Origin of the sequence: uncultured Shimia sp., assembly GCF_913054185.1 — a bacterium.
Taxonomy (GTDB): domain Bacteria; phylum Pseudomonadota; class Alphaproteobacteria; order Rhodobacterales; family Rhodobacteraceae; genus Shimia.
The window spans coordinates 23407-44243 of sequence record NZ_CAJXIV010000023.1 but is presented as its reverse complement, the minus strand read 5'-3'; the positions used below and the strand labels follow the sequence as shown (position 1 = coordinate 44243).

The 20837-nt window shown below is 58.3% G+C and carries 19 protein-coding genes; 6 read left to right on the top strand and 13 right to left on the bottom strand.

Features of this window, described 5'->3' with window-relative positions:
* On the bottom strand, positions 1-536 hold a 536-nt coding region (locus QZ517_RS07220), incomplete at its 3' end, for a thymidine kinase (protein ID WP_294224342.1).
* 417 nt (positions 537-953) lie between these two features.
* Here QZ517_RS07220 and QZ517_RS07215 point away from each other — a divergent pair.
* Positions 954-1412 (top strand): hypothetical protein, encoded by a 459-nt coding sequence (locus QZ517_RS07215; protein ID WP_294224334.1) that lies wholly within the window; start codon positions 954-956, stop codon positions 1410-1412.
* Positions 1413-1415: 3 nt separating this feature from the next.
* Complete coding sequence (locus QZ517_RS07210; RefSeq protein WP_294224331.1) at positions 1416-2297, top strand: LuxR C-terminal-related transcriptional regulator; 882 nt, start codon at positions 1416-1418, stop codon at positions 2295-2297.
* A gap of 399 nt (positions 2298-2696) precedes the next feature.
* On the opposite strand, the gene QZ517_RS07205 is transcribed toward QZ517_RS07210, so the two are convergent.
* The gene (locus QZ517_RS07205) at positions 2697-3818 is read right to left on the bottom strand and encodes a beta-ketoacyl-ACP synthase III (RefSeq protein WP_294224329.1); all 1122 of its coding nucleotides are present in this window, start codon (positions 3816-3818) and stop codon (positions 2697-2699) included.
* Between the two features lie 182 nt (positions 3819-4000).
* A complete protein-coding gene (gene truA / locus QZ517_RS07200; protein WP_294224339.1) occupies positions 4001-4768 on the bottom strand; it encodes a tRNA pseudouridine(38-40) synthase TruA in 768 nt (255 codons plus the stop codon).
* A gap of 109 nt (positions 4769-4877) precedes the next feature.
* Between truA and QZ517_RS07195 the strand changes: the two genes are divergently transcribed.
* Complete coding sequence (locus QZ517_RS07195) at positions 4878-6290, top strand: YcjX family protein (protein ID WP_294224327.1); 1413 nt, start codon at positions 4878-4880, stop codon at positions 6288-6290.
* A complete protein-coding gene (locus QZ517_RS07190) occupies positions 6287-7282 on the top strand; it encodes a YcjF family protein (protein ID WP_294224322.1) in 996 nt (331 codons plus the stop codon). Before QZ517_RS07195 ends, QZ517_RS07190 begins: the two co-directional genes overlap by 4 nt.
* Positions 7283-7288: 6 nt before the next feature.
* Here QZ517_RS07190 and QZ517_RS07185 read toward each other — a convergent pair whose 3' ends face one another.
* Positions 7289-7696 (bottom strand): group III truncated hemoglobin, encoded by a 408-nt coding sequence (locus tag QZ517_RS07185; protein ID WP_294224319.1) that lies wholly within the window; start codon positions 7694-7696, stop codon positions 7289-7291.
* Positions 7697-7927: 231 nt separating this feature from the next.
* Between QZ517_RS07185 and ileS the strand changes: the two genes are divergently transcribed.
* Entirely contained in the window at positions 7928-10834 is a 2907-nt protein-coding gene (gene ileS, locus QZ517_RS07180; protein ID WP_294224316.1) for an isoleucine--tRNA ligase, read from the top strand.
* Between the two features lie 73 nt (positions 10835-10907).
* Positions 10908-11360: a methylated-DNA--[protein]-cysteine S-methyltransferase gene (locus tag QZ517_RS07175; RefSeq protein ID WP_294224313.1), complete on the top strand. Its 453-nt coding sequence runs from the start codon at positions 10908-10910 to the stop codon at positions 11358-11360.
* Here QZ517_RS07175 and QZ517_RS07170 read toward each other — a convergent pair whose 3' ends face one another.
* From QZ517_RS07170 to ttcA, 9 genes are all read right to left on the bottom strand, one after another.
* A complete protein-coding gene (locus tag QZ517_RS07170; RefSeq protein WP_294224310.1) occupies positions 11361-12056 on the bottom strand; it encodes a CDP-alcohol phosphatidyltransferase family protein in 696 nt (231 codons plus the stop codon).
* Between the two features lie 122 nt (positions 12057-12178).
* Positions 12179-12991: an NAD(P)-binding domain-containing protein gene (locus QZ517_RS07165; RefSeq protein WP_294224307.1), complete on the bottom strand. Its 813-nt coding sequence runs from the start codon at positions 12989-12991 to the stop codon at positions 12179-12181.
* Between the two features lie 49 nt (positions 12992-13040).
* A complete protein-coding gene (locus QZ517_RS07160) occupies positions 13041-14453 on the bottom strand; it encodes a PepSY domain-containing protein (RefSeq protein WP_294224304.1) in 1413 nt (470 codons plus the stop codon).
* A 73-nt stretch (positions 14454-14526) separates the two neighbouring features.
* Positions 14527-14892 carry a DUF2946 domain-containing protein gene (locus QZ517_RS07155; RefSeq protein WP_294224301.1) on the bottom strand — a complete coding sequence of 122 codons (366 nt, stop codon included), beginning with the start codon at positions 14890-14892 and terminating at the stop codon, positions 14527-14529.
* 3 nt (positions 14893-14895) lie between these two features.
* Positions 14896-15549 (bottom strand): ribosome biogenesis GTP-binding protein YihA/YsxC, encoded by a 654-nt coding sequence (yihA, locus tag QZ517_RS07150; RefSeq protein ID WP_294224299.1) that lies wholly within the window; start codon positions 15547-15549, stop codon positions 14896-14898.
* Complete coding sequence (locus QZ517_RS07145; protein ID WP_294224296.1) at positions 15549-16292, bottom strand: MOSC domain-containing protein; 744 nt, start codon at positions 16290-16292, stop codon at positions 15549-15551. Before QZ517_RS07145 ends, yihA begins: the two co-directional genes overlap by 1 nt.
* Complete coding sequence (gene yidC, locus QZ517_RS07140; protein ID WP_294224293.1) at positions 16292-18115, bottom strand: membrane protein insertase YidC; 1824 nt, start codon at positions 18113-18115, stop codon at positions 16292-16294. The genes QZ517_RS07145 and yidC overlap by 1 nt, the downstream gene beginning before the upstream one ends.
* 143 nt (positions 18116-18258) lie before the next feature.
* Positions 18259-19809 (bottom strand): bifunctional diguanylate cyclase/phosphodiesterase, encoded by a 1551-nt coding sequence (locus tag QZ517_RS07135; RefSeq protein ID WP_294224290.1) that lies wholly within the window; start codon positions 19807-19809, stop codon positions 18259-18261.
* 61 nt (positions 19810-19870) lie between these two features.
* On the bottom strand, positions 19871-20740 hold the full coding sequence (ttcA, locus tag QZ517_RS07130) for a tRNA 2-thiocytidine(32) synthetase TtcA (RefSeq protein ID WP_294224287.1): 870 nt from the start codon (positions 20738-20740) through the stop codon (positions 19871-19873).
* Positions 20741-20837 lie beyond the last annotated feature (97 nt).

Below are 20837 nucleotides of genomic sequence, written 5' to 3'. Positions count from 1 at the left end.
ACATAGCTCTCATTGCCACCAATCTGCACCTGTGCGCCTTCTTGCAGCACATTGCCCTGCTCGTCTTGGCGCACCACCATGGTGGCCTTCTTGCCGCAATGACAGATGGTGCGCACTTCGCGCATCTCATCCGCCAAGGCCAGAAGCGCGGCGGAGCCCGGGAATAGTTTGCCTTGGAAGTCGACGCGCAGCCCGTAACACATGACCGGTACTTTTAGATCGTCCACAGCACGGGCCAGTTGCCAAACCTGATCCTCGTTCAAAAACTGCGCTTCATCAATGAACACACAGGCCAGCGGACCTTTTGCAAGCCGGGTTTTGATGGTGTCGAGCAGGTTAGAGTTGGCGTCAAACGTATCCGCTTTGTCAGAAATGCCGATGCGGGAGGCAATATGGCCTTCGCCTGCGCGGTGATCCAACTGCGCAGTCAGCAGGTAGGTGTCCATGCCGCGCTCTCGGTAATTGTAAGATGCCTGCAACAGCAAAGTCGATTTGCCGGCGTTCATGGTGGAGTAGTTGTAGTAAAGTTTGGCCATGGCCGCGTGATAAGCCGCATTTGGCGTGGGGATCAAGGCTGTGCTGCTCAGATCGTTGCGGAAAATTTGAAGCGTCGTATTGGGGTCTCGATATGGGCACCCTAAATGTGAAACGCGACCCGTCGCATCTTGGCATTGCCATGGGGATGATGAGGCCGGGTCGCGTGGCCAAACGGCCAGCGGAATGTGAGTGACAGATCACACACCGCTTTCCTGGGTCCGGCCTCACCCGCCGGAAACTAATACGTTCGGATAAGTATCCGAGTCACTCACAGTCGGATGTAATGCATCCGGTCTTTCTCAAATGCCAAATTCAGGTTAAGCCGAATATGGGAAAAGACTGACCGCTTTCCCCTTAGAGGCGTCAGACCGCGTTTCCGGGGGAGGTCTAATGAGTAAACGGTTTGGGGAATACATATGAGCGTCGTGGACAGCTATCTTAAGAAACACTCCGAGGCTTTGGTAAAAGACGTAGGAATTGAGGCGGCCTGTGAGCTGACCGGGAAATCCAAGGCCACTCTGGGCCGCTATTATTCCAGTCATGACGAACACGCGGATCGGTTTATGCCAATCGATGCGGTTGCCGCGCTGGAAGAGGCGGCGTCTTATCCACATGTCACAGCGGCATTGGCAGAGCTCAAAGGCAATTCTTTGAGCCATGACAATCGGCGGCGCAATTCTGCGGACAAAGGTGGCGTCAACTCTGATGTGATTGCGTTGAGCCAGCGGTTTGCGATGTTGATGGGCGAATACACTCAGTCCATTGAAGACGGCATTATCACGATGGCCGAAGCCAAGCGCCTTTTGCGGGAAACTGTGGCGTTACAGCAGGTGCTCGTGGATATGAAGCTGCATCTGGAAGAAGAAACGGTCTAAGCCATGCGCGACCCCTCCCGGCGTCGGCCGCTGTTGCAGGCCGAGCGCCACATTCCGGAGTTGTTGCAAGGGTTTCTGGTGGACCTGGAAACCACGCAGAGCTCGGCGGAGGTGTGGACTTTGATTGTTGAGGTGGGGCGGTTGTTGAACCTGCCCTACATCGATTTCATTTCTGCGAGTAATTTTGCGGATTGGAAAAAAACGCTCTTCATTCGCACGTCTTATGACAGCACCTGGCTGAATACGGTGAATGAAGACCCGGATGTGTCCAAGTGGAGCTATTTCCGAACGCATGCCGTGCATCACCTTACGCCGGTTGCCGTGGGGATCGAATTTGTCGACGAATACCATCACATGCCAGAGGCGCGCCATGTTGTGCTGCAAGAAGCGGCGCGTCGCGGCATGCGCGCGGGGTTTTCCATCCCCTTGCGATGGCATGCGCCTCCGCAGGCGGGGCTGATCACTTTTTGTGGGGATCACAGCAAGCGGGAGATGAAGCACATCATTCAGACCCATGGCTGGGTGTTGCAAGCGGTCGCGACCATGGGCCATCAAGCCTATCACGGCCATTTTGCAGCAGAATTTACCGAACGGAACAAGATTTCCGACAAACAGCGTGAGCTGCTTGAGATGGTGGGCGCCGGGTTGCAGGACAAGGTGATTGCTGAGCAGTTGGGTGTGTCCGTGTCCGCTGTGCGGCAGCGGATGAACAATATCCTGAACAAAACTGGCCTGTCCAATCGGGCAGATCTGGCGGCGTTGGCGATGAGTGCCGGGCTGGTTGAACATCCGCTTCATCGCAAGAGTGACGATGATGGCAGTATCCTGGTGGAGATGGGAGTGCCGTCCATTGGCAAGACTCGATATCGGCATCGGCGCAAATAGGCCGTCGCCATTCCGGTGGGCCGACGAACAGCTATAAAGTGTGGGACAAAAAAAGGTGGCCCAGCGATCTGGGCCACCCAAGCGTCATGAAAAGACCTTTAGGGAAAAAAGTGCACGGGTGTGCATACAAACCTCCGCACGGGACAGCGCAGAGTAGAAGGGGATCAGTAAAAATCACCTCTCGAACCCATTGTCTCAGAATGCCTGGGGAAGCATCACGACGAGACAACGGCTCCCTCCACAGACCATGCTAGCGCAAATTGGTCTGGCTGTCTCTTGGGCACAACTTAGCAACCATTGTTACGATACCTGCCAATTACGATAGGTTTCGTCTGCTAGACAGTCATAAATGACAGTCTGCGCACCGTGGTATACCGAAGTTTTCGAATCGTTCGCGTGTTAATGGCGCTTCACAAGCACAGATCCAACGGAGTAACCGGCGCCAAAAGAGCAGATCACACCATGGTCGCCAGCGGCCAAATCATCGGAATACTTGGAAAAAGCGATAATTGAACCAGCGGACGACGTGTTGGCGTAGTCCTGCAAGATGTTGGGCTGCTCTTCCGTTTCTGGCGTGCGGCCCAAGACCTTTTTGCCAATAAAGTCGTTCATCGACTTATTGGCCTGGTGCAGCCACAGGCGACTCAGATTGTCTGGAGCCACCCCTTCGGCCTCGATGTGGGCCAGCATGTGGGCGGAGACCATGGGCACCACCTCTTTGAACACTTTGCGGCCGTTTTGCATAAACTGCATGTCGCGGCGATCCTCCACGCCTGCCGGACGGGAGCGGCGCAAGAAGCCATTGTTGTTGCGGATATTGTTGGAGAATTGCGTGGCGCAGCGGGTGGAGATGATCTCGAAGTAGGCGCCTTTGGCGTCCTCGTCGCGCTCAATCACCGTCGCGGTGCAGACGTCGCCAAAGATGAAGTGACAATCGCGGTCGCGCCATTCCAGATGGCCGGAGCAGATTTCGGGGTTCACCACAATCGCTTTGCGCACAGATCCGGAGCGGACCATGTCAGCGGCAGCTTGAATGCCAAAGGTGGCTGAGGAACACGCGACGTTCATGTCAAAGGCAAAGCCACCTGCGCCCAGTTCTTTCTGAATTTCGATCGCCACAGCTGGGTAGGCGCGCTCCATGTTGGAGGCGGCACAGATCACCAGATCAATTTCGGAGGCGTCAATACCAGCTTTGGCAAGCGCTTTTGTGCAGGCATCCAATGCCATTTCAGTCATCACACCGGGCTCGTCATCACTGCGTTGGCGCAGCTGTGGGTGCATCACGTCCGGGTTCAGCACACCTTCTTTGTCCAGAACATGACGTTGCTCGATGCCTGAGGCCTTAAAGATGAACTCGCTGGAGGAATGTGGCAGCGACTCCATCTCGCCTGCAGCAATTGCCTCGGCGTTCTGAGAGTTCATCTTGTCAGCATACGCGTTGAAAGCTTCCACAAGCTCGTCGTTGGTGATGATCTGCTCGGGGGTGAAAACACCGGTGCCGGTGATGGCAGGCTTGAACATACTTGGCCTCACAAAGTTCTGGTGGGGCGCAGCTAGGCGGTATTTACGCCAAAAGGTCAAGAGTTTCCCCTAGGGCAGATCCGTCGTCAGCCTTGTTTCGCTGATCTGCGGAGAAGCAAGGGCCACCCCGCGCTTACGGTCGAAATCGCTCCACCGGGATATTTGAGGAAGGAGAAAGCGGACTAGTCGAAAGGTGCGTCGGGGTAGGTGACGCCTGCCAAATATAGGCCCTGTGGCGGGCAGACCGGGCCACAGGCAGCGCGGTCTTTGGCCTCCAGCGCGGCAGTCACGTCGTCGGGGGACCAGGCACCAGCGCCGACACGTTCAAGCGTACCAACAAAGCTGCGGACTTGATTGTGCAGGAAGGAGCGGGCGCGGACGTGGAAGCGTATTTCCGGTCCGCCAATGGTGTCGACATGTTCGATGCGCAGTTCGTCGAGGGTTTTCTGCGGGCTGGCGGCCTGGCAAATCGAGCTCCGGAACGTCGTAAAATCGTGATTGCCAATCAGGCGATCAGCCCCGGCCTGCATGACCTCTGGGTCCAGCTCATGTTTGACCTGCCAGACCAAGCCGGCTTGATGGGTCGCTGGCGCGCGGCGCATCAGGATGCGGAACAGGTAGCGGCGTTCGGTGGCCGAGAACCGCGCGTGCCAATCATCGGCAACTTTGGCGCAGTTAATGATCGCCACCGGGGCCGGTTTGAGCTGAAAGTTCAGCGCTTCCGAGAGGCGGAACGGGTCCCAGTCTTTTTCCATGTCGCAATGGGCCACTTGCGCAAGCCCATGCACCCCGGCGTCGGTGCGCCCGGCGGCAGCGATGGTGTGCTCACGCGGCTCCAGCTTGGCCAAGGCAGCCTCGATGGCGCCTTGCACAGAAGGCTGGTCTGCCTGCCTTTGCCATCCGGCAAAAGGGGCTCCGTGGTATTCAACTTGCAAGGCGTATCTGGGCATGGGGCGTGCGATAGACCATTGGGCGGGGAAATTGAAGCCTTTCTGCCCACTGGAAATGACGCTGGGCCGCGCATAGGTTGAGGGCGAAACAGGCAAAGGGGCCAAAAGCTTGGTCATTTCCACACTTGCGGACGGGGTGGCCCGTCAAATTGAAGCGGCCTCTGATGCCGTCACCGGCGTATTTGAGCCGGTGGTGCGGCTGGGCGTGACAGGTCTGGCGCGCTCGGGCAAGACGGTGTTTATCACTTCGCTGGTGGCCAATTTGCTGGATCGCGGGCGCATGCCGCAGCTGGTGGCCAATGCCGAAGGGCGTATCGAGGCGGCGTTTTTGCAGCCGCAGCCGGATGATCTGGTGCCACGCTTTGATTTTGAGACTCATCTGGCGGCGATGACCGGGCAAACGCCGCATTGGCCGGAAAGTACACGCGCGATCAGCGAGCTGCGGGTGTCGTTGCGGGTGCGGCCCAATGGGCTGTTGTCTGGCTTTCAGGGCGCGCGCACGGTGCATCTGGATATTGTCGATTATCCGGGGGAGTGGCTGCTGGATCTTGGCTTGATGGACAAGAGCTTTGCGCAATGGAGCGTGGAGGTTTTGGAGCGCCTCAAAGGGCGCGATGAGGCGGCGGAGTATCTGGGGCTAGTGTCGGCCATGGATGGCGCGGCGGAGCTTGATGAGCCGAAGGCACAGGCTTTGGCGGCGGCCTTTACCGAGTATCTGCACGCGGCGCGTGGCGCAGGGTTTTCAGATTGCACACCGGGGCGTTTTTTGTTGCCGGGGGATTTGGCCGGATCACCTGTGTTGACCTTTGCGCCCATGGTGGCGGTGGAGAAGCCGGGGCGGCGGTCTATGTGGCGCACTTTTGAGAAGCGGTTTGAAGCTTATAAGGCGCAGGTGGTGAAGCCGTTCTTTCGCGACCATTTTGCGCGGATCGACCGGCAGGTGGTTCTGGTCGACGTGCTGGGGGCAATCCATGCAGGCCCTCGCGCCGTGGAGGACATGCGCGGCGGGCTGGCGGATACTCTGGCGGCGTTTCGCCCCGGAAAAAATGCGTTTCTGAAACGGTTGTTGATGGGCAAACGGGTGGAGAAAATCCTGTTTGCGGCGACCAAGGCGGATCATCTGCATCACAGCCAGCACCCGCAGTTGACCAACATCATGCAGGCGTTGACGCGCGAGGCGGCGGATCGAGCGCAGTTTGCCGGGGCCAGCACGGAGGCGCTTTCCTTGGCGGCGTTGCGCGCAACGGTGGAAGAAACGGTGACACATGAAGGACAAAAGCTCGACTGTGTGCGCGGGCGTTTGTTGGAAGATGGGCGGCAGGCGGCGTTTTATCCGGGGGCTTTGCCGCAGGATGCCAGCGCGTTGCTCAACCCAGCCAAAGAAGGCGCCGAGCGTTGGCTAGAGCGGGACTATCAGGTGATGAAGTTTGCCCCTGCTGCCAACACATTGCGGCCCGGTGACGGCCCGCCGCATATCCGCATGGATCGCGCGGCGCAGTTTTTGATTGGGGATATGTTGTGACCAATGGACCGGTTTTGATTGAGCTTGAAGATCAGGCGGCACCAGAAGTGGCGGATGCGGCGCCGGTTCCGGAGCTACATGCGCCAGCGCCAAGCGGGCAGGCGATGCAGGTGGCGGCACGGCTGGCCGCGCGCAAGCCAAGCCGGTTGACGCGGTGGTTCTGGGCGCTGGTGGGCATGTTCCTGAGCGCGGCTGTGTCTATGGCGGCTTGGGATTTTGCCACGGGCATGGTGGCACGCAATCAATACCTCGGCTGGGCGGTCACAGCGATTGGTGGGGCGGCGCTTTTGTTGGCGTTGCTGATCATTCTAAAAGAACTGGCAGGTCTGGCGCGGCTAAAACGCGTGGACGGCTTAAAAGCCCGCGCGGATACGGCGGCGCAGAGCCGCGAGATGGGGCAGGCGCGTGACATTGTTGACGAGCTGTTGCGATTTTATCGGGGCCGCGAGGATCTCGCCTGGGGGCGGGATAGCTTGGCCAAGCAGCGCAATGACGTGTTGGATGCGGACGCCCTCATGACGCTTGCGGAGAGCGAGTTGATGTTGCCTTTGGATCAGGCAGCGCAGCGCGAGGTCGAGGCGGCGGCGCGGCAGGTGGCGGCGGTGACCGCCTTGGTGCCATTGGCATTGGCGGATGTTGTGGCGGCGCTCACATCCAACATCTGTATGATCCGGAGGATTGCAGAGATCTATGGTGGGCGCTCAGGCACATTGGGCAGCTGGCGCTTGTTCCGGGCGGTGATGACCCATCTTGTTGCTACCGGTGCGGTTGCGGCGGGGGATGATCTGATTGGGACCATCGCGGGCGGTGGGGCTTTGGCAAAGCTGAGCCGTCGGTTTGGGGAGGGGCTGGTCAACGGCGCATTGACCGCGCGGGTGGGCGTGGCTGCGATGGAAGTCTGCCGGCCCTTGCCGTTTGGTGCGGGGCGTCGCCCAAGTGTTGCCGGGCTGGTAAAGCGGGCGTTGACCGGGTTGTTCTCCAAGGAGAGCTAAGCGCGATTAGCGCAGGATTGGCACGCCACCTTGGCCTTTCATCTTTTCGACCACACCGGCGCGCAGGCTGCGGCCAATGCGATGCGCGAGTGCGGACCAAGCTGCGGCCTGATCCTCACGCAGTTCTTCGCGTAGGGTCAAGTCAAACAGAGCCAGCCAGCCTTCAAACATGCCGGGGCGCACATTGCCCGCGTCGCGATGCACCTTGAGAGGATTCGCATCATAGGAGCGCTCATGCAGAATGGCGTTGGCCCAGAAGTCGACAATTTTGGCTTCATGTGTGGGCCAATCGTCGACGTGCACGGCAAAAACGGGGCCCAGTCCGGGGTGCTGACGTACAAGCGCGTAGAATGCAGCCACAACGCGGGCGATGTCGTCTCGTGTCACATCAAATTTCGGAGGCAGTGTCGCCATGGGTCTCTCCCTGTTGCGCGAGAGATAGGGGATCGGTGCGCGGGCGACAAGTATCGCCGCTTTACCATATGACCAGAGCGCCCTATAAGGCGCTTATGACGCAGATATTCGCAATTATTATTCGAATTATCAGCCCGGCGCTCTGAACCTACGAGCCGCCGGGACAAGGCGCATGGACTGCCGCGCCGCCCCTCGATTTTCCGCTAAGACCGCCCGAGAAGGACCGGACAGATGTGTGCCGATACACCCGAATACAAACAAACGCTGAACCTCCCAAAAACTGATTTCCCGATGCGCGCTGGCCTGCCCAAGCGTGAGCCTGCGTGGCTGGAGCGTTGGGAAAAAATGGGCGTGTATGACCGCCTGCGTGAGAAAGAAGGCCGCGAGCCGTTTATCCTGCATGACGGCCCGCCCTACGCCAATGGCCACTTGCACATTGGCCACGCGCTGAACAAAACCATCAAAGACATGATTGTACGCTCCCATCAGATGATGGGCCGCGACGCGCGTTATGTGCCGGGCTGGGACTGTCACGGCCTTCCCATCGAGTGGAAGATCGAAGAGCAATACCGCAAAAAAGGTAAAGACAAAGACGCGGTTGATATTGTCGAGTTCCGTCAGGAATGCCGCAAGTTTGCTGAGGGTTGGATCGACATCCAGCGTGAGGAATTCAAACGTCTGGGCATCACCGGCAACTGGCCTGATCCTTACATCACCATGGACTATCACGCCGAAGCCGTGATCGCCGATGAGTTCATGAAGTTCCTGATGAACGGCACGCTGTATCAAGGTTCCAAGCCTGTGATGTGGTCGCCGGTTGAAAAGACCGCGCTTGCTGAAGCTGAGGTGGAATACCACGACAAAGAGAGCTTCACGATCTGGGTGAAGTTTAAGGTCGCCAATGAAGGCAGCGATCTGAAAGACGCGCAGGTTGTGATCTGGACCACAACACCTTGGACCATCCCGTCCAACAAAGCGGTCGTTTATGGCGCCGACATTGCGTACGGCCTTTATGAAGTGACCGGCACGCCGGAGGAAAGCTGGGCCAATGTTGGCGATCGCTTCCTGCTGGCTGACAATCTCGCCGCTGATGTGATGACTCGCGCACGTCTGGATGCGGACATGTGGACCCGCGTGCGTGACGTGCCTGCGGATGAGTTGTCTGGTCTGGACCTGAAGCACCCGCTGCATGGGGCTGAAGGTGGCGAAGGCGAATGGGACGGATTGCGTGACTTCCGCGCGGCGCCATTTGTGACCGACACCGAAGGCACCGGCTTTGTGCATTGTGCGCCGTCTCACGGTATGGAGGAATTTGAACTCTACCGTGACCTCGGCATGCTGGAACAGATGATCACCTATAACGTGATGGACGATGGTGGTTTCCGCAAAGAGCTGCCATTCTTTGGTGGCACCTACATCCTGAACCGTAAGGGCAAGGAAGGCGACGCCAACAAGACCATCATCGAGAAGCTGGTTGAAGTTGGCGGTCTGCTGGCGCGTGGCAAGATCAAGCACAGCTATCCGCACAGCTGGCGCTCCAAAGCGCCGATCATCTATCGCAACACGCCGCAGTGGTTTGCCTCTGTGGATCGTAAGCTGGATGACGGCAAAAGCGAAATGGGCGACAGCATTCGCGAACGCGCACTGCGCTCGATTGATGAGCTGGTGAAATGGACCCCGCAAAAGGGCCGCAACCGCCTGTACTCGATGATCGAAGACCGTCCGGATTGGGTGCTGTCGCGTCAACGCGCCTGGGGCGTGCCGCTGACCTGTTTTGTCAAAAAGGGCCTGCTGCCAACCGACGAAGGCTTCCTGCTGCGTGATCCTGAGGTGAACGCGCGTGTGAAAGCTGCCTTTGAAGAAGAAGGCGCGGATTGCTGGTACATGGATGGCGCAAAAGAACGCTTCCTGGGTGACACGTACAACGCCGATGAGTGGGAGCAGGTGTTTGACGTGCTCGACGTGTGGTTTGACTCAGGCTCGACCCACGCCTTTGTGTTGCGCGACCGCGAAGACGGCGTGGCCGACGGCATTGCGGATGTCTACATGGAGGGCACCGACCAGCACCGCGGTTGGTTCCACAGTTCGCTGTTGCAGGCCTGTGGCACCAAGGGCCACGCGCCCTATCGCAATGTTGTGACGCACGGCTTCACGCTGGATGCCAAGGGCAACAAGATGTCCAAGTCCTTGGGCAACACGATTGTGCCGGAAAAGATTGTGCAGCAGTACGGTGCCGATATTCTGCGCCTATGGGTTGCCCAAACCGATTACACCGCAGATCAGCGCATTGGACCAGAGATCCTGAAAGGTGTGGCGGATAGCTATCGTCGTCTGCGTAACACCATGCGCTTTATGCTGGGCTCCCTGTCTGAGTTCACCGAGGCGGATCGTGTGGACGTGGCGGACATGCCGGAGCTCGAGCGTTGGGTGCTGCACCGTCTGGCCGAGCTCGACCACCAGGTGCGCAAGGGCTATGCGGAGTTCAATTTCCAGGGCGTAGTCTCTGCCGTGTTCAACTTTGCCACTGTGGAGCTGTCCGCGTTTTACTTCGATGTGCGCAAAGACGCGCTCTATTGTGATGGTGACACGCTGAACCGTCGTGCGGCCCGCACCGTGCTCGACATCCTGTTCCACCGCCTGACCACATGGTTGGCGCCGGTGATGGTGTTCACCATGGAAGAGGTCTGGCTGGAGCGCTTCCCGGGCGAGGACAGCTCTGTGCACTTGATTGACTTCCCTGAGACACCGGCGGATTGGCTCAACGAGCCGTTGGCGGCAAAATGGGCCGGTGTGCGGGACGTGCGCCGCGTGGTGACCGCCGCGTTGGAAATCCAGCGGACCGACAAGGTGATCGGCGCGTCGCTGGAAGCGGCACCTGTGGTGCATGTGCGCGACGCGGATGTGGTTGAGGCGCTCAAATCGGTGAACTTTGCCGACATCTGCATCACCTCCACCATCGAAGTCAGCAACGACCCGATGCCCGCCGAAGCCTTCCGCCTGCCGGAAATCGAAGGCGTGGGTGTGGTGTTTGAGAAGGCTGATGGTGAGAAATGCCAGCGGTGCTGGAAGATCCTGCCAGACGTCGGCCAGCACAGCCATGCGGGCGTTTGCGGTCGCTGTAACGACGCGCTGAGCTAATTTGCGCTCCAAATGATGCGCATTGTGAGGCGTCCCGCTTGCGGGGCGCCTTTTGCTTGGGCAGTGTGGCGTCATGTTACAAATGACCGTAGATACGCCAACCGGCCCCATGACCCTGACTGAGAAAGACGGCGCGATTGTGCGCGCTGAATGGGAGAGCGGCGGCGCAGATGACACCCCGTTGTTGCGCGCGGCGGCGGCGCAATTGGTGGCGTATTTTGACGATCCGGCGCAGGGGTTTGACTTGCCTTTGAAGGTTGAGGCGTCCGCGTTTCAACAACGGGTCTGTGACGCGATGTCGGCGATTCCGCTGGGTGAGACGCGCACCTATGGTGAGCTGTCAAAGGACTTGGGCGTGCCTGCACAGGCGATTGGACAGGGCTGCGGCGGCAATCCAATCCCGGTGATCATTCCCTGTCACCGTGTGCTCGGCGCAAATGGATTGGGCGGGTTTTCTGGCTTAGGTGGCGTGGAGACCAAGGTCTGGTTGCTCAAACATGAGCGGGCCGGTGGCCTGCTGATTTAATCAGAGCGTTTCGCGGTATATGAGCTGTTGCGCGGCACCCGCGAGGGTCAGGTAAACCGAGGTTGCAACCAACCCCCAATGCGCCCAGCTTTCCGGATGGAAATCGACCCAGGCGGCCCAACCGGCAAAGAAGGTCCAGCCCAATGCCATTGGAAAAGTCACCAAACGCCAGCGCTCCGTGCGGGTCGGATGCACAAATTTGATCGGCAGGAACATGGTGACGGCAAGCACGGTCACAAGGCCCAGACTGACCCAGAAATTAGGCTCCACTGCAAAGATCACAATCACCAGCATGTTCCAGCATCCGGGGAAGCCGGAGAAAGAATTGTCTTTGGTTTTCATGCGCGTATCCGCGAAGTAGAGCGCGGAAGCAAAAGTGATGATGATGATCGCAAACCAGCCGGTCCAGCCGTCCATCAGCCCGGATTTGAACAGCGCATAAGCCGGGATGAAGACATACGTGAGGTAGTCGATGATCAGGTCGAGCAAGACCCCGTCAAACTCAGGTGCGTTTTTCTTTACATGGTAGTGGCGCGCAAGCGGACCGTCGATGCCGTCCACAAAAAACGCCACCACCAGCCAGAGGAACATCAGGCTCCAGTTGCCATCCACAGCAGCCAGCATGGCCAGCATTGCAAAAACCGCCCCGGTGGCGGTGAGGAGGTGGACAGCGAGGGCGCGGGTACGAATGTTCATTGGGGTGTCATGCCGGAAATGGGGGCGGAGTGCAACGGGTGTGCGCCTGAAGCGGCGGTTTGAGGGCGGCAAGGACAGGTGCCTCCGGCGGGGATATTTTGAGCCAAATGAAGCCCTGCGCGTCAGGGCCGCGGTTTGAGCGCAAAAATCGCCTTGCGCACGGTCTCTGGTAGGGTGGTGTCAGCGCCCATCGGGGCGGCGTCCAATGCGGAGGCCACGTCTTTGGTCAGAATGCCTATGGTGTTGTCCTGGTCCCAGCCATCGCGGGCAAATTCGATGTTGTTGAAACCGGAGGCCAGCCAGTTTTGACCAGAAGAGGTGTGGATCAGGCTCAAGAGCGCCTCTTCGTCGATGCCCGCTTGATCCGCCCAGTCGAGCACCAGCCGCGTCATGGCGGTGTTGGAGGCGGCGAGCAGGTTGTTGAGCACCTTGGCTTGCATGCCTGCGCCGTAGTCGCCCATGGGATGGAAATGCGCGCCCATGGCGTCAAACAGTGGTTGATGATGGGCCAGAGCCTCTGTGTCTCCTCCCAACATAAACGACAGGCGCGCCTCCTTTGCGGCAATGGCGGCACCGGACATCGGGGCGTCGATCAGGGTGATGTGCGTTGGTACGCGGTCCCGTAGAGCGCGGACGTATTTGGGGGACAGGGTGGACGAAATGATCACTGTTTGCAGCTTGGGTGCGGTGTTGATCAGGTTTTGCATGCCAAACAGCACGTCATCGGTTTGGGTGATGTCGCGCACCACTGTGATCAAGATTTGCAGGTCTTTTCGGAAGGTGTCTAGTGCTCGCATTTGGGGGGCGAGGTCGCCGAACTCTGATGAAGCCCGGACATCGTAGCCAAAGGCGTCAAACCCTGCGCTGCGCAGCGCAGCCAGCATCGGTCCACCCATGCGGCCACATCCTGCGACACCAATTCCTGTGAGCTGCATGCAAGGTCCTCAAATTGCCCCGCCCACCGGTGCGGGCAGGGCGGGTAGGTTATGACAGAGCGCGTTTCAGCGCGGGAATGTTGCCCACCACTAACACGTCAAACGCCAACACAGCCAGCAGCGTCACGCCTACCAGCGGGAATGCCACGGAGAGCAAGGCCGCGATCAACAAAACACCTTTGAACAGGGGCATGTCTGAAGGCGCGGGAGGCGCAGCCAGGCGCAGGGCCTTGGCGGGGCGGCGTTTGAGCCACATGACCACGCCGGAGACACAGACAAAGATCACCAAGAGGCAGAACACGGTGTTCAAGAGCAGGTTCCACAGCCCCATGAGGCCCATATGCAGCGGAATGCCCACCGCCATGGATTTGCCCGCAACCGAATAGTCTGCAAAACGGACTTCGGCGAGGATTTTACCGGTGTATTGATCCACGTGAATGGTTGCATCAACGGTTGGGGTTGCGCTGTCGCCGCTCATGCTGTCCTGGTTGATGGTCCAGACGCCGGTGTCGTCACGCGGATAAGCCACACGGAAACGACCTTCGAGTCCCAGGTCGCGGCCCAAGGCAACAAGGCTGTTGAGGTCAACAGGTGCACCTTCAGCGGTGCCGGTAACGCCTACATTAGATCCAGAGGCCGGCATTGGGGTTTGCTCCAGCGCCCAAGGCACATCGTTTTGGTTGCCGTGGTTCATGCTGGCGTGGGTGCTGTCTGAGAGTGGCACGTTGTTCCACTTTTCAGCCGGGAAGGTGGACCAGGCCTGTACATATTTGCCGCCCCAGATGCCTGCCCAAGCCAGGCCGGAGATCAGGAACACCACCAACAACGCCGAGATCCAAAACCCGGTGACCGCGTGCAGGCTCTTCCAAAGTGCACGGCCTCGGGCCTTCAAGTTGGGAATAAACACCGAGGTGTCGCCGCCGCGCGGCCACCAGAGGTAAAGCCCGGTGAGCACCAGCACGAGGCCAAGGCCCGCTGCGATTTCGATCAGGCGATCCCCGGTATCGCCCAGCAACAGGGACCCGTGCACATTGTCAGCAAAATCATACCAGCCGGTGCGACGGTCCCAGTTGCCCAGCACCGCGCCAGTGTAGGGATCCACGGCCACCATCTGGTGATTGTCGCCAGTGTTGATGCGGAACACGGTGGCAAGGGCGTCGGATTTGGGGCCGATGTATTCGACTACAGAGCCGGGCACCGCGGATGTGGCGGCAGTGGCTTGGTCGGAGACACTCAACGCGGTCTCTTGAGGCGTAACCGTGATTTTTTCACCGTCGCGGCCGTCAAACTGAGTGATGAACATCATCATCATGCCGGTCACCGCCAACATGATCAAAAAAGGCACCACGTATAGCGCGGCGTAGAAGTGCCAGCGCCAGGCGGCGAAATAAAGTTTTTGAGAAAGAGACGTTGCGCTGGGTTGCTCTGCGCGCACGTCGGCAAATTGGCTGTCCTTGGCCATGAGGGAACATCTCCTGATGGGCCGCGCTTGGCACTGCAAGGCGGCTTATGTTGTGTTTGATTGTGTTGAGAACTCAGGAGAGAGTTGGGGGACCACGGGCGTCATATCGGCGGTGAAAGCCAGCACTATTGTTGGTGAAGTCCTGATGCTGCCAGCGGTCTGTCAGGGACGCAGAAAGCGGCATCGGGAAGGGGCCATTCAGAACCTGAACGGCCTCGGCAATGGCGGAGAAAGCACAGGGGCTGCGCTCTTCGCCAGTCTGTTCGTGGAACGGCACTGGTGTCCCGGTTTCATCGACGATGACTTCTGCAAAATTATCGCCAGTACAGATCACCAGCACCATTTGGCCATCCGCCAACGTCTTTGGCATCCATCCCATAGGGATGGCCGCTGAGGCCATAATGGCCAGCAGAAGCACCAAAGACGTCACAAAGCGCATGGGTTATTCGAGACCCGCGATGATCGAGCGCAGCGTGGCGATGCCGTCGCCCTTTTCAGAGCTGGTCAGCACAATCTCGGGAAAGGCTGCCGGATGCTTGGAGAGCTTCTCACGGACCTGCTTGAAGATCTTCTCGCGGTCTTTCTCTTTGACCTTATCCGCTTTGGTCATCACGACCTGAAACGTCAGAGCGGAGCTGTCCATCAGCGACATGATCTCTTCGTCGACATCTTTGATGCCGTGACGGGTGTCGATCAGCACAAAAGCGCGGCGCAGGTTGGCGCGGCCAGAGAGGTAGCGTTTCAGCAGGCGTTGCCATTTCTCCACCACTGCCAGAGGCGCATTGGCGTAGCCGTAGCCGGGCAAATCCACAAGATAGTGGCTGTCGGTCAAGGTGAAGAAGTTAATCTCCTGCGTCCGACCCGGTGTGTTGGACGCGCGTGCCAGGCGGCTGCGGTTGGTCAGCGCGTTGATCAGCGTGGACTTGCCGACATTGGAGCGGCCCGCAAAGCAGACCTCAATGCGGTCACCCGCCGGCAGGCCATCCATGGCCACCACACCTTTGAGGAACTCGGAGTTGGAGCCGTCAAACAGCTTACGGCCACGCTCATACGCGATTGGTTCAGGATCTTCGACAAAGGGGAAGGGAAGCTGCATCAGAGCACCTCTGCTGTGTTGCCGACAGAAATATCGCCGGATTTGGTCACCACACCGTAGACGCCAAAGTCCTGATGGCCAAAGGCTTCGTTCAGAACACCCAAAGTGTCCGCGTCGCGCAGGCCTGTGTCGGTGTTGGCCGTGGTCGCTTTGCAGCGCGTGATGCGTTCACGCACCTCAATTTCGGTTTCGCCGATGCGGAGTGTTTTGCCAATCCAGTCAAACTCTTCCCATGGGGCAAAGCCATCGAGCCAGATGTTGCCGCGCCAGCGTTCGGTGGCGAGCTTGCGCCCCAGACGGCCTTCGATGGCGCGATGGCTGGCTGTGGTGTGGATCGAGATGGATGGGAAGGGGCTGTCGGTCATGCCAAATTCCCCGGCGGGCACCAGTTTGGCACTTGCGGCACGGTCTTTGGGCATGATGGGGCGAACCCAATCAATCAGCTTGTCGCCTTGGGTTTCCGGATCAAAGGTCAGCTCCCAAAGGTCCGGGTGCTGCAAGGTGATCTTACCACTGGCTGCGTCGACCTTGGCAGTGATTGCCTGCAGGGAAGGGGCGCCGGCTGCGCGGGAGAAATTGACGCAGCGGGCCCATTCGCCGCCTTCGGTTTTGGCGCGCTCATGTGCAACGGCGTAACGACGATCCCAGGGGAAGGTTTGCCCCTCCACCAAAGAGATATGACCCACGGACTCGCGTCCGTGGGCCTTTATCGGGTGTCGCCAAAGTGCGGAGACGGTTCCCATTACTTGGCGTCCTCTTCCGGCGGCTTCTTCTTGAAGCTGGATGTGATGTTGCCAAACACATCCGGCTTATAGCCATGCTGACGCATGATGCCGTACTGCTGGATGAAGGTGATCACGTTGTTGGTGATCCAGTACACCACCAGACCAGAGGCGAAGCTGCCAAGCATGAACATGAAGACCCATGGCATCCAGGCAAAAATCATTTTCTGCGTTGGATCGGTTGGGGCCGGATTCAGCTTCTGCTGCAGCCACATGGAGATACCCAGCAGGATTGGCAGGATGCCCAAGGAGAAGATTTCAAAGAAGCCGAGCTCCGGTACGCCGTAGGGCAAGATGCCAAACAGGTTGAAAATTGAGCTTGGGTCCGGCGCGGAGAGATCGGTGATCCAGCCAAACCACGGCGCGTGACGCAACTCTTTGGTCACAAAAATCACTTTGTAGAGCGAGAAGAAGATTGGGATCTGGATCAGGATTGGCAAACAGCCAGCCGCCGGATTGACCTTTTCCTTCTTATACAGCTCCATCATGGCTTGCTGCATCTTCTGACGGTCGTCGCCCGCGTTTTCCTTGAGCTTCTCCATCTGTGGCTGAAGCTCTTTCATCTTCGCCATAGAGGCATAAGATTTGTACGCCAGCGGGAAGACGATGATTTTCAGAACAACGGTCAGCGCAATGATCGCCCAGCCCATGTTGCCAATGACACCATAGAGCCACATCAGGAGCCACATGATTGGTTTGGTCAGGAAAGAGAACCAGCCCCAGTCGATGGATTCCAGCAGGCCTTCAACACCTTCGTCGTTCTGGTAGGCGCGAATTTTGCCCCAGTCTTTGGAGCCCGCATACAGGCGCGAGTTGACGGAAGCGGTTTCACCCTCGGCCACCTGCATGGTCGGCATCACCGCTTCGGTTTGGTAGATGTCGCGCGATGCGTCGTATTTTGCCACAGATTTAAACGGCTTGCCCTGTTCAGGGATCAATGTGGCCATCCAGTAGTGGTCGGTGAAGCCGATCCAGCCGTTGGCTTCGACCTGGGACACTTCCGCGGGCGCGCCTTCGCGCTGATCGAAGGTGTAGTCGGTCATGCCATCGTAGTCAGTTTCGGTCAGCTCGCCGTCGGCCATGGAGATCAGGCCTTCGTGCAGGATGAAGAAGTTCTTCAGATCATCCGGCTCGCCGTAGCGCGCCAGAACGCCATAGGGTGCCAGAGCAACAGTGCCTGCGCCGGTGTTTTCCACGGTCTGCTCAACGGAGAACATGTAGTCTTTGTCGACCGAAATGGTGCGACGGAAGATCAGGCCAGCGCCATTGTCCCATTTCAAAGTGATTGGGGTCTCAACGGTGAGGGTTTCACCACTTTCGACGGCCCAAAGCGTGTTGGAACCCGGCACTTGATCCAAAGACAGGCCGGCACCTGGTGCCCAGCCATAAAGCGCGTAGTAGGCGTTTGGTTCACCGTTGGGCGACAGGAAGGTCACGATGGGTGAATCCGGTTCCTGCGTCTCGCGATAGTCGTTGAGTTTCAGATCATCCAGACGGCCACCCAGCAGGGAGACGGAGCCCGACAGACGCGCCGTGTCGATCTCCACACGTGGCGCGTTGGCAACGGCTGTGGCCTCAACGGATGTGGCCGCGCCAGAGTCCGCGGCATCTGTGGTGGCAGTGGCCGGTGCGGTGGATGGCGTGACCGCGTCGATGCTTTCGACTGCAGTCAGTGCATTTGGATCCTGAGTGGCCTCAGGAGGGGGAAACAAGACGAACCAGATCAGGATGACGCCAAAGCTGAGCGCCGTCGCGAGGATGAGGTTCTTGTTCTGATCGTCCATTGCCGCAAGCCATCTGTCATTGAAAGGTTGGGGAGGTTCAACAGAGGTGGCGGCCAAAGGTCAAGGGGATTCGGCCCAATTGGCACGAAACGCGGCGGTTCGTTGCGTGTGTGGATACCGTAGATGCAAGGGCGCTGCGGCGCTTATTGTGGCTTGTTGCCAATCTGAAGCGCGGGACCAATCTTTTCTTGATGCTCGGTCATCCACTTGATGGTCTCATAAAACGGCATTGGGCGGGCGATGCCGTACCCCTGCACATGAGAGCAGCCAAGCTGCGCCAGCATTGCGTGTTCTGCTGAGTTTTCAACACCTTCGGCCAATGTTTCCAGGCCCAAACGCTCAGCCATGGTGACAATTGCGGCAATCATGCGCTGTTGATCGGGGTCTTTGTCGATGTTGGTCACAAAAGACCGATCGATCTTGATGCGCTTGACTGGCAGGCGGCGGATTGAAGATATCGAGGCGTGACCTGTGCCAAAGTCGTCCAGATCCACGGTGCAGCCCAAAGCGCTGATGGCTTCGACATTGCGCACGACCATGTCATCCGGCGTACCAGCAACAACACTTTCAAGCACTTCGATGCCCAAACGCTTTGCTTCGAGCTCAGTGCGGTCCAATTCCCATTGGATACGCTCCACCAACGTGGGGCTGCGCAGTTCTTCACCGGCAAAGTTCACGCCGACCATTGGCACCGTGAACCCTGCGTCGTCCCAGGCGCGCACTGCGTCGAGCGATTGGCGCAGCATCAGGTCCGCCAGCTGGCCCATTTGACCAGTCTGGTGCAGCACATCGAGGAACTGGATGGGCGCCAGAATGCCGCGTTCTGGGTGTTCCCAGCGGGCCAAGGCCTCAAAACCGGTCACAAGGCCTGTGTCTGTGGACACTTGCGGTTGGAACCAGGCGCGAATTTGGTCGCGCTGCAAGGTGCGCGCTGCTTCGCTTTGGGTTTTGCGGCGGGAAATCACCTTGCGGCCCATATCTGTGGAATAGGCGCGGATGTTGCTGTCGCCGGTCAGCTGGGCTTCACACATGGCCATGTCTGCGGCCTGAACCATCGCCGTTGCGGAGGGGCGGTTGAGGCGGGAGGACAGGCAGAAACCAATGGAGCAGCTGACGTAAATGGACGCCATCTGCAGCGGCATGGGCTCTTCGATAGCGGTTTGAAAGCGTGTTGCCATTTGAATGCCGCTTTCGATGTCAAAAAAGGCAATGGGCTCCAAAGCCACGGCAAACGACGCATCGCCAGAACGAGACACTAAATCGCCGGACCGCAGCGCGTTTTTTAGGCGTTCAGCGACATAGCGCAACACCTCTTCGGCGGCTTGATCCCCGTGGTTTTCACGCAGGCGTGCAAAATTGTCGATCTTGATCGAGAAACAAGCGGTGGTGCGCCCGTCTTCTTCAAGGGTTTCCATTTTTTCCTGCATCTGGCGTTCAAAACCAGCCGGCGTGAGCAGCCCGGTCAAGCCGTCCACTTCGCTCTTCTTGCGCCGTTTGCCTGTCGCAAACGGAGAGAGCATCAAAAACGGCACCGGCAACAGGAACGCACAGACCAAAAGCCCAACTTCGCCAAATCCAAGCCAGGCCGCCAACGTCACCAGGGGAAACAGCAGAGGCACCACACGTCGCACAGAAGATTCCCGAGCCCAGTAAGCCCGGAACGAAGCCAAGAATGTATCCAGTCGAGACTGCATATGTGGTGTCCTATGACGCATAAATCTTAGTTTAGTGTCATCGATTCTCTTAAGTGTTCAGTTAACGTAGCTTAGGGATGGTATCCGAATTTTCCTCAAATTTTACTGATTCTCGAATTAATCCGGTAAAATCGAACAGTTTTGGATCCATCATATGGCTTGGACGGATGTTGGTTAGAGCTTTGAACATCACTTGGCGACGTCCTGGGCTGTTGGCCTCCCACTGATCAAGGATCTGCTTAACCTGTTGGCGTTGCAGGCCATCTTGAGACCCGCATAGGTCACACGGGATGATGGGATAATTCAGGGCCTTGGCGAATTTCTCACAATCCTGTTCGGCCACATGTGCCAGCGGGCGATAGACAAAAAGATCGCCTTCTTCGTTAACAAGCTTGGGCGGCATGGTGGCCAGACGGCCACCATGGAACAGATTCATGAAGAAGGTTTCGAGGATGTCGTCCCGGTGATGTCCAAGGACCACGGCACTACACCCCTCTTCGCGGGCGATGCGATAGAGGTTGCCGCGGCGCAGACGGGAACACAGCGCACAAAAGGTCCGTCCTTCGGGCACTTTGTCTTTCACAATCGAGTAAGTGTCTTGGTATTCGATGCGGTGCGGCACCTGCATCTTTTCCAGAAACGCCGGCAGAACTGTGGCCGGGAAGTTGGGCTGTCCCTGATCCAGATTGCAGGCCAGAAGTTCAACCGGCAGCAATCCGCGCCATTTCAACTCATGCAAAACTGCGAGCAGGGTATAGGAATCCTTACCGCCGGAAAGGCATATGAGCCACTTCGCACCGCGTTCGATCATGCCGTACTGTTCTATGGCCTCGCGCGTTTGACGCACGATTCGCTTGCGCAACTTCTTGAAATTGGTCGAAGAAGGCGCGTCCTGAAACAGCGGATGGATATCATTGAGGTCGTCTAACATGCCGTGCCTTATGCGAAAGGATCGTCCAGGGTCAATCTATCCCCAAGGATATCCACAGGTTGGCATCGGACCGCAAGCGCTCGTAAGGAAAACCAGA

Bases quoted from the DNA above. Each gene is read 5' to 3' on its own strand.
- QZ517_RS07215 (WP_294224334.1), top strand. From the start codon at position 954: ATGAGCGTCGTGGACAGCTATCTTAAGAAACACTCCGAGGCTTTGGTA.
- QZ517_RS07210 (WP_294224331.1), top strand. From the start codon at position 1,416: ATGCGCGACCCCTCCCGGCGTCGGCCGCTGTTGCAGGCCGAGCGCCAC.
- QZ517_RS07205 (WP_294224329.1), bottom strand. From the start codon at position 3,818: ATGTTCAAGCCTGCCATCACCGGCACCGGTGTTTTCACCCCCGAGCAG.
- truA (WP_294224339.1), bottom strand. From the start codon at position 4,768: ATGCCCAGATACGCCTTGCAAGTTGAATACCACGGAGCCCCTTTTGCC.
- QZ517_RS07185 (WP_294224319.1), bottom strand. From the start codon at position 7,696: ATGGCGACACTGCCTCCGAAATTTGATGTGACACGAGACGACATCGCC.
- ileS (WP_294224316.1), top strand. From the start codon at position 7,928: ATGTGTGCCGATACACCCGAATACAAACAAACGCTGAACCTCCCAAAA.
- QZ517_RS07175 (WP_294224313.1), top strand. From the start codon at position 10,908: ATGTTACAAATGACCGTAGATACGCCAACCGGCCCCATGACCCTGACT.
- QZ517_RS07170 (WP_294224310.1), bottom strand. From the start codon at position 12,056: ATGAACATTCGTACCCGCGCCCTCGCTGTCCACCTCCTCACCGCCACC.
- QZ517_RS07165 (WP_294224307.1), bottom strand. From the start codon at position 12,991: ATGCAGCTCACAGGAATTGGTGTCGCAGGATGTGGCCGCATGGGTGGA.
- QZ517_RS07160 (WP_294224304.1), bottom strand. From the start codon at position 14,453: ATGGCCAAGGACAGCCAATTTGCCGACGTGCGCGCAGAGCAACCCAGC.
- QZ517_RS07155 (WP_294224301.1), bottom strand. From the start codon at position 14,892: ATGCGCTTTGTGACGTCTTTGGTGCTTCTGCTGGCCATTATGGCCTCA.
- yihA (WP_294224299.1), bottom strand. From the start codon at position 15,549: ATGCAGCTTCCCTTCCCCTTTGTCGAAGATCCTGAACCAATCGCGTAT.
- QZ517_RS07145 (WP_294224296.1), bottom strand. From the start codon at position 16,292: ATGGGAACCGTCTCCGCACTTTGGCGACACCCGATAAAGGCCCACGGA.
- yidC (WP_294224293.1), bottom strand. From the start codon at position 18,115: ATGGACGATCAGAACAAGAACCTCATCCTCGCGACGGCGCTCAGCTTT.
- QZ517_RS07135 (WP_294224290.1), bottom strand. From the start codon at position 19,809: ATGCAGTCTCGACTGGATACATTCTTGGCTTCGTTCCGGGCTTACTGG.
- ttcA (WP_294224287.1), bottom strand. From the start codon at position 20,740: ATGTTAGACGACCTCAATGATATCCATCCGCTGTTTCAGGACGCGCCT.